The organism is Methanomethylovorans sp. (assembly GCF_050177135.1).
GTDB lineage: Archaea > Halobacteriota > Methanosarcinia > Methanosarcinales > Methanosarcinaceae > Methanomethylovorans.
In genome coordinates this window covers 1-7,785 of sequence record NZ_JBFXHJ010000104.1, presented here as the reverse complement: position 1 = coordinate 7,785, position 7,785 = coordinate 1, and the positions used below count along the sequence as shown (strand labels likewise).

The 7,785-nt window shown below is 46.8% G+C and carries 8 protein-coding genes; 7 read left to right on the top strand and 1 reads right to left on the bottom strand.

The features are described from left to right. A partial coding sequence (locus tag AB7U21_RS08715; RefSeq protein WP_428388359.1) for a molybdopterin synthase occupies positions 1–732 on the bottom strand: 732 nt, incomplete at its 3' end. A gap of 152 nt (positions 733–884) precedes the next feature. Here AB7U21_RS08715 and radC point away from each other — a divergent pair. The 7 genes from radC to AB7U21_RS08680 form a co-directional block, all read left to right on the top strand. Further along, positions 885–1,574 (top strand): RadC family protein, encoded by a 690-nt coding sequence (gene radC, locus AB7U21_RS08710; protein ID WP_428388357.1) that lies wholly within the window; start codon positions 885–887, stop codon positions 1,572–1,574. Between the two features lie 46 nt (positions 1,575–1,620). Next, positions 1,621–2,538, top strand: a complete 918-nt coding sequence (mmp11, locus tag AB7U21_RS08705) for a methanogenesis marker protein 11 (RefSeq protein ID WP_428388355.1) — start codon at positions 1,621–1,623, stop codon at positions 2,536–2,538. Beyond that, positions 2,528–4,069 carry a thiamine pyrophosphate-dependent enzyme gene (locus tag AB7U21_RS08700; protein ID WP_428388353.1) on the top strand — a complete coding sequence of 514 codons (1,542 nt, stop codon included), beginning with the start codon at positions 2,528–2,530 and terminating at the stop codon, positions 4,067–4,069. The genes mmp11 and AB7U21_RS08700 overlap by 11 nt, the downstream gene beginning before the upstream one ends. Before the next feature lie 267 nt (positions 4,070–4,336). Then, positions 4,337–5,404, top strand: coding sequence for a tRNA-intron lyase (gene endA / locus AB7U21_RS08695; RefSeq protein ID WP_428388351.1), 1,068 nt, complete (start codon positions 4,337–4,339; stop codon positions 5,402–5,404). Between the two features lie 9 nt (positions 5,405–5,413). Further along, positions 5,414–5,809 carry a DUF2209 domain-containing protein gene (locus AB7U21_RS08690; protein ID WP_428388349.1) on the top strand — a complete coding sequence of 132 codons (396 nt, stop codon included), beginning with the start codon at positions 5,414–5,416 and terminating at the stop codon, positions 5,807–5,809. Positions 5,810–5,831: 22 nt separating this feature from the next. Next, on the top strand, positions 5,832–7,076 hold the full coding sequence (gene hflX / locus AB7U21_RS08685) for a GTPase HflX (RefSeq protein ID WP_428388347.1): 1,245 nt from the start codon (positions 5,832–5,834) through the stop codon (positions 7,074–7,076). Between the two features lie 259 nt (positions 7,077–7,335). After that, a partial coding sequence (locus AB7U21_RS08680) for a PHP domain-containing protein (protein WP_428388345.1) occupies positions 7,336–7,785 on the top strand: 450 nt, incomplete at its 3' end.

Below are 7,785 nucleotides of genomic sequence, written 5' to 3'. Positions count from 1 at the left end.
TATGAACAGTTCCTGCCTGTGGGCAGCGGCAACAACTATGTAGACGATATCCTCTCCCGGCCTGATAGTGCCTGTACGGTGGTGCATTCTTACGTCCAGCACTCCTTCTCTTTGCATAAGGTCTTGACAGATCTTTTGCATTGCCTCTTCAGCAATCTTCTCGTATTTCTCAAAATGCAATGCCTTTGTTTCCACACCTTCGGAAAATTGTCTGACGATGCCGGTAAATGTGCCGATGCCACCTGCCTGTTTTATCCGTGGGTCCTGCTTTACCTGTTCGATGAGCAGGCCGAGGGTGATCCAGTCATCCTGCTGCATCACGAGCTCAGCAAGGGTATCAATGTCCCAGTCTCCTCTTGCTGGCAGTCTTGCAACAATATTTTGTACATCGTCGATATTGTCAAGCTCTCCGAGAACGATCTTTGGCAGGCTGCTTTTCTTAGAGCCTTCAACTACAGCGAAATCCATGCCGCTGTCTGCCAGGGCATCAAGAGCTTTGCTGATGGAAGGGTTGCGTCTCACAAGCACAAGTTCGCTATCTGTTATTGCTGCCACAGCCTCGGCTCCTGCATCGAAGTGTTTGCCCGTGTCAGTGTTCTCAGGATTGAACCGATGATGGCACATCTGCTTTACAGTACCGACCTTGCCTTTTCTGGAAAGGTATTCCACAAGTCGTGTGACCAGTGTCGTTTTACCTGTTTTCTTATAACCGACCACGCTGATGACTTTCATGTACAGCCCTATGCAAATCAATGATATAAATAGAACGTAAGGCTGGAAGGTTTTACAGGTAATGGTCTATGACCACTAATAATTATATCATATTTATTTTAAATTAAATAAATATAGAATACTTTATATTGTATCAAGTAATTTTGGAGGTCATGAGCGATTACAGGCTGAGGATGCATGACATTCCTGCTGACGACAGGCCCACTGAGCGCCTGTTGAAATATGGCCCTGAGTCTTTGTCCACTGCCGAGCTTCTGGCTGTGGTCCTCAGGACAGGAACGCAGAAGGAAAATGTGGTAAATATGTGCCAGAGGATCTTTTCCGAGTACAACGTAAAGCAGTTGAGCCAGGCACAGATATCTAAATTGATACAGATCCATGGCATAGGTCCCACTAAAGCTGCCCAGATCGCTGCGGTGTTCGAACTTGCACGCAAGCTGGAGAGGCATGTGGATGAACCCAAGCGTAAGATCCGCTCACCTGCGGATGTATATTCAATGCTGTATCCGGGAATGAGGGAGCAGAAGCGTGAGAAGCTTGTGGTGCTTTACTTGGACACAAAGAACCAGGTGCTCAAGGAGGAAGTTGTTTCCATTGGCAGCCTGAATTCCAGCATCGTGCATCCCAGGGAAGTCTTTAAATCCGCGCTCATGCAGTCATCTGCATCAGTTATTATCTCTCATAACCATCCATCCGGTGATCCGACACCCAGCAAGGAGGATATAGCAATTACCGAAAAGCTCATCGAGGGTGGCAAAATACTGGGCATCGATGTGCTGGACCATGTTATCATAGGGGATGGCAGGTATGTCAGCCTCAAGGACGAAGGTCTTGTCGGTTAAAGGAAAACAAAACCTTTAAGGTATTTACTATCAATTAGGGACTCAGATGAAAGATATAGAACTCAATGACCCTTATACAACTCCATATAGGGGTATATATGCAATATGCGATAAAAACAATGAATACGTTGAGATCGTTGAACATTCAAACTGCTATGGCGGTGCTGCATGGTCAAAATTTCATTATTCGCATTCTCCTCTCATTTTAAAGACAAGGTCCATAGGGAACATGATCAGGTACCTTGCAAAAACAGGCACATGCAAACTCGAACTAAAACCTTCAGTTGCAGCTGCTGGCATAGAATCTATTATTGTGGATAAAGATGAGGTCCATATCACATATGCAGGTCTGGGAGGCGGGGGTGTGGGCGCCACTAAGTGCCGGGCCTTTGCACAGGGTGTTCTGCGCTGCGACTACAGTGAATCCGGGGGAGGGCGTGCAGCAAGGGGTACGGTCATCGTTCCCAGAAGGGAGCGGGTGCTCATAGGGATCGATGATACGGACTCCAAGGAAAAGGGGGCCACATGGACCCTTACTCATAATATCGCAAAAGATCTGGATTGTCCGGATTCTGTCTATCTTTCACATTCCCTTGTCCAGCTTTTCCCGGTTTCTGCAAGAACTCAGAACTGTGTATCCACTGTGCTGGAGTTCGGGTGTGTGGATGCAAGATCGACCAAAGAACTGCTTGAAAGTATTAAGGCAGCGCTTCTGAAATACAGTGTTTCAGATGAGACCGGCATGGTTGTGCTCCGGAATTTCAATGCTCATGAGATATATCCCTATAGCAGGAGATGCCGCACTGGTGAGCTTAGCAGGGAATATGCGGTGCAGTACGCTAACGATAATGGTGTGGAGATATGGATGAACGGCAATGGCGTTATAGGTGCGCTGGCCTCGCTGCCATGGTTCTCAAGGCCGGAAGAATCCGTCAGGATGGACGCTGAGATACATGATGCCTGATGATGCAGCGTTTGATACAAAATACCTCACAGGTATAGAAGCTCTTTTTCTTTCTTTTATTGACAGCAGGGTACGGCTTGTAACCGGAGTGGCTGGTTATCCCGCAACCGCTTTAATGGAACTGCTGCTCAGGCATCAGCTTGAAGGCTACAAAGCTTTCTGGATGACCAATGAAAAGGCAGCCCTCGAAAAAGCTCTGGGTGCATCTGTTACGGGGCAGCGGTCAATGGTGGTCGTAAAACATGTAGGCATGAACGTGCTCAGCGACCCTCTGATGACATCTGTGTATCACACCATCGGAGCAGGTGTTGTGATCATTGCCGGGGACGATGCCGGGGCTAGAGCCTCCCAGAACGAGCAGGATTCCCGTTTTTATGGTAGTCTTGCAGAGGTAGCTCTGTTCGATCCTGCAACACCCCAGGGAGTATATGATGCAGTTATGCATGCTTTCCAGTTATCAGAACAGGCAAAAGTCCCTGTGATCATTAGAATAACAGACAGGCTGCTCGATAGTAAAGGACACGTTATCAGAAGCCGCCAGAATGAAACAACTGCCACTTTCGGTACGGATATCTGGAAACTTACCACTAAAGGGAAGCACCAGCGATTCCACAGGGAATCTATGCCTTTGCTTGAAAAAGCTGTTCAGACAACTTCTTTGAACAGACTTCATCCAGGAAACAGCATGATGGGCATCATTTCTTCAGGATATCTTTCAGTGCTTGTGGACAAAGCGCTCTCAGAAGCAAGGTGGGCAGGTCATGCGCACCTTGCCCTGCAGATGGTGTCTCCTTTTCCTTTTGACATGGTGCGGCAGTTCATCAGTGAATGCGACAAAGTTCTTGTGGTCGAGGAAACCGAGCCTTACATAGAATCCCATGTTGCCGTAACCGGAAAAGTAAAAGGCAAGATGACAGGGCATATTCCGTATGGGCAGGTGGAGGCAGAGCATATTTGCTATGCGCTGGACCATCTGGGCGAGAGCAGGATAGAGAAGTACACTGAAGTGCAGACTATCAGGAGCAGAGGTTCAAGGCCTTTGTGTCAGGACTGCCCTTTCATGCCTCTTTACAAATGCCTGGCGAACATCGATGTCATGGTGGCCGGGGATATGGGCTGTTCCATACGGGCAGCGCCGGAACCGTTGCAAGTCATTGATACGGGTTTTGCCCTCGGCTCAGCTATATCCACGGCATGTGGCTTTAAGGATAAGGGCATTGCGGTCATAGGTGATTTTGCACTTGCTCATTCAGGTATAGTTGGCCTGATCAATGCTGTGGGGTCAGGGGATGATGTTGTAATCGTTATATTACAGAATCGGATTGCTGCCATGACGGGCGGACAGGAGGCTCCAGATCTGATGTCTGTTGTAAAGGCACTGGTATCTGATACCATTGTTCTGGAAATGCCTGTCTATACATCTGATACATCAAATGATGCAGAAGATCGACTGAAAGGGCTGCTTCTATCCAAACTGGGTCAAAAGGGAGTTTCTGTGGTATATCTTCTGGGGAAATGCACAAAACGATGAGCGATCAGTAATGAAGGAGGAGGGTGCCCGATTGTGGTAGGAGGAAGGATTCGGAAAACCCCATATTAAGGCTAGGTTATATTGTAGGCACCCGATCTAATATATCTTAATACAAATATATAAATATACTGTCTCCTTATTTTTAGATGTTTCACTCTTCTATTATTTTCCCTTGTTTGTGATCGGTTCTGCAGCAGTCCAGTATGATTAAATAAGATGGTCCGATATTTGGGCGTATAATTTATTTTTTACATTTAGGTGACCTTTTTGATCGGAATACTTGTCAATGACCGGATAAAAGCAGGTAAACAGGCTGTCAATGAGCTGTACAATGTCGGATACTATGGACGCCCTAAAGGTGATACTTTAGAACTTACGCTCATTGAAGCTGCATATCTGCACTACAAAAAAAAGCTTGAGATCCAGATGGATGACAGATCCCTGTCGTTCAAAGAGTTCTTTACAGAGGCATCAAAAAGACAGCAATATTTTGATCTTAAGTATATTGTCTATAAAGACTTGCGGGAAAGGGGTTTTTATGTCCAGCCTTCTGTGACGGATTTCAGGGTATATCCAAGAGGGGGGCATCCGGGAAAGACTCCTGCAAAGTTCTTTGTCCATGTCATTTCGGAGCGTATCCCCTTGCCTCTCAGGGAGCTGCGCCTGTCTCTGGAAGCTGCGCATAATGTGCATAAAACAATGGTACTTGCCATTGTTGATGAGGAAAGTGATATCACTTTCTACGAAATAGGGAAAGTGGAACCAGCTGGGGACATGAGACCTATTGAGGAGTCGTTAAAGGATATAAGTGGAAGTTCCACTTTCCTTGAAGACCGCGTGGTGGTCTGGGACAGTGATGCTTCACATTCTTTACACGCTGAAGGTTTTTACGGGCAGCCCCTGGATGCGGATCGTCTGCAGCTGTCACTTGTGGAATCAGGCTATCTGCTTAAAAAAGGTGTACTGGAAGTTGCCGATATGTCCGGTACTTCTTCTTTTCTTGCATTCGATGAGTTTGCTGCAAAGGCCTCGGTCATAGAATCGGAATTCATGCTTAAGTACCTGGTGTACGAGAACCTGAGGGATAGGGGTCTTGTCCCGAAGACCGGTTTCAAGTTCGGTAGCCATTTCAGGGTGTATCAGAACTTCAAGTCGGTGGATAAGTTGCCTCACTCGGAGTATCTGGTCCATTCCATAGCAGAGGACTATGAGTTCACGCTTCCGGTGATGTCCAGAGCAGTGCGCCTGGCCAATAGCGTGCGCAAAAGAATGATATATGCCGTACATGATAACGTCCACTGTGACTACATTGATATTGGCAGGATCAAAATGTGACCGATACGCATGTTCGATATTATTGCCGTGGACATTTCTGGAAGACATATGGAAAACGGAGAATACTTCATGGTATGTGTAGCCGTATCGTTCTCTGTGTTTCCTGACCATATAGATAAGACCCATCAGGTGAATATCCGTCAATTCACAAGCATTAATGCTCCTGAGATCACTGATGTGGCAGAAATGGTAGAAAAGACCGCTGAAGGCCTTGACCCCCGGGCTACTATCGTAATGGAAGCGGGGGATATGTTCAACCGGCCGCAGTGGCTGGCAGCAAGCATGTTCTCCAGGGATTTCAAATACCAGGAATCTCTGGGTGAGCGCAGGGCCATCGAGATAGCCCATCATATTTCTGTGGGCGCCAGAAGATTGCTTAAAATGAAGGATGACAAATGTCTTTGATCCGACGCAGAGGATAATTCACATGAAAAAAGTGATCGTTGTACAGAGGGTTGATCCGGGCAGTGATGAGCTCAAGAACAAGAGGCAGCTAGTTGAGCTGAAGGACCTGGCTTATGCTGCCAATTACTCTGTAGTGGGCGAGGTTATTCAGTCCCGTTATCCGGATAAGAAATACCAGCTGGGCAAGGGCAAGGTGCAGGAGCTTGCATTGGCTGTAGAATCCCTTAATGCCGAAAAAGTGATCTTCTGCAATGAACTGAGCAGTATGCAGCTGTACCACATCACAGATATATGCAAATGTGCGGTCATTGATAAGTTCCAGCTTATCCTGGAGATCTTTGCGCTGCGAGCTACCACACGGCGCGCCAAGCTGCAGGTGGAACTGGCAAGACTTGAGTATGAGATCCCCAGGGCAAGGATCATTGTGTCCCATCTCAAAAAAGAAGAAAGGCCAGGATTTATGGGACTGGGAAGCTACGAGGATTCCTACGAGCAGGACATAAAGGGCAGGATAGCCCGCATAAAGGATGAGCTAAGCCATGTACAGAGTCACAATGACTCCCTGCGCAGTTTCAGGCACGCTCATGGTCTATCCCTAGTGGCGCTTGCGGGCTATACTAATGCTGGAAAAAGTACGCTTTTCAATGCTCTGATGGGTGAGGGTGTGGATGTGGCCAATATGCTCTTCACGACCCTCTCTCCGGTCGCCCGCTACATGGATGTCATAGGGCGCAAGGTCGTTCTCACTGATACGGTAGGTTTCATAGAGGAACTGCCCCACTGGCTCATCGATGCCTTCCGTTCGACGCTGAACGAGATATTTTTTGCAGATATCATTTTGCTGGTAGTGGATGCAAGTGAGCCGCTGAACATAATGCACGATAAGCTGCTCACATGTCATGAAACTCTCTGGGAACAGGTACATGGCGCATCCATGATCACGGTAATGAACAAAACAGATCTCATCGGCCATGAAGATCTCAATAGGAAAATGGAAGCTCTTGGGTATCTTGTTCCAAACCCTGTTTTTATATCTGCGAAGACAATGAACGGCCTGGATGAACTGAGGCAGGCGATAAGGGATAAGCTGCCGGTGTGGAAAAGGAAGGAAATATCAATGCCTCTTTCCGAGCATTCAATGTCGGTGCTCTCCTGGCTTTTCAAAGAAGGTGTAGTCCATTCGGTTAAGTATGCTGACAAGATCCTTGTAGATCTGGAAGCAAGGGAAGAGGTGATGAATAAGATACAATCGTTTTCACCTCAGTAAGCAAAATTTGTTACAATCTGTATCTTCTACAGCACATTTGGCGACATGTTTATATAACATAGAGTATGTTAGTAAATATGCGAACGGGTCTCTTCTCAAATGTACCACCAATCCTATCCAACCACCCAATACACAACTCCTTAAACCCGTTCGCTTGCTTCTCTTAATGAAACACCATTTATCTTGTTCTTATAACTTTTGGTCTTATTATCGTAAGCCATACAGACATTTTATAAGGAATAATTTTTAATCTGCTTGTATGAAATTCGACCTGCATGTCCATACACGTTTTTCTAAAGACAGTGATGCAGATATTGACGCGATCATCTTCCATGCCAAAAAGAATGGTCTCGATGGTTTTGCAGTATGCGACCATGATGTTATCGAAGGTGGTCCTTTTTCTGTGCAGCGGGCAGCCGAGCTAGGCTCTGATCTTGTAATAATTCCTGGTGTTGAAATTACCACTTCCGAAGGGCACCTGCTTGTGCTGGGCATAAAGGAAAGTATAGAACCTGGCTTATCACCGGCTGAAACCATACGAAGGGCACGGGCCCAGGATGCGTTGGTAATATTACCCCATCCTTTCAAGATCACATCTCATGGCATAGGATATGTGGAAGGTCTTGATGTGGACGCGGTGGAAGTTCTAAATTCTCGCTGCCTTACGGATGGTCCTAATAACAAGGCGCGTGCCGCAGCAAGTTCTCTG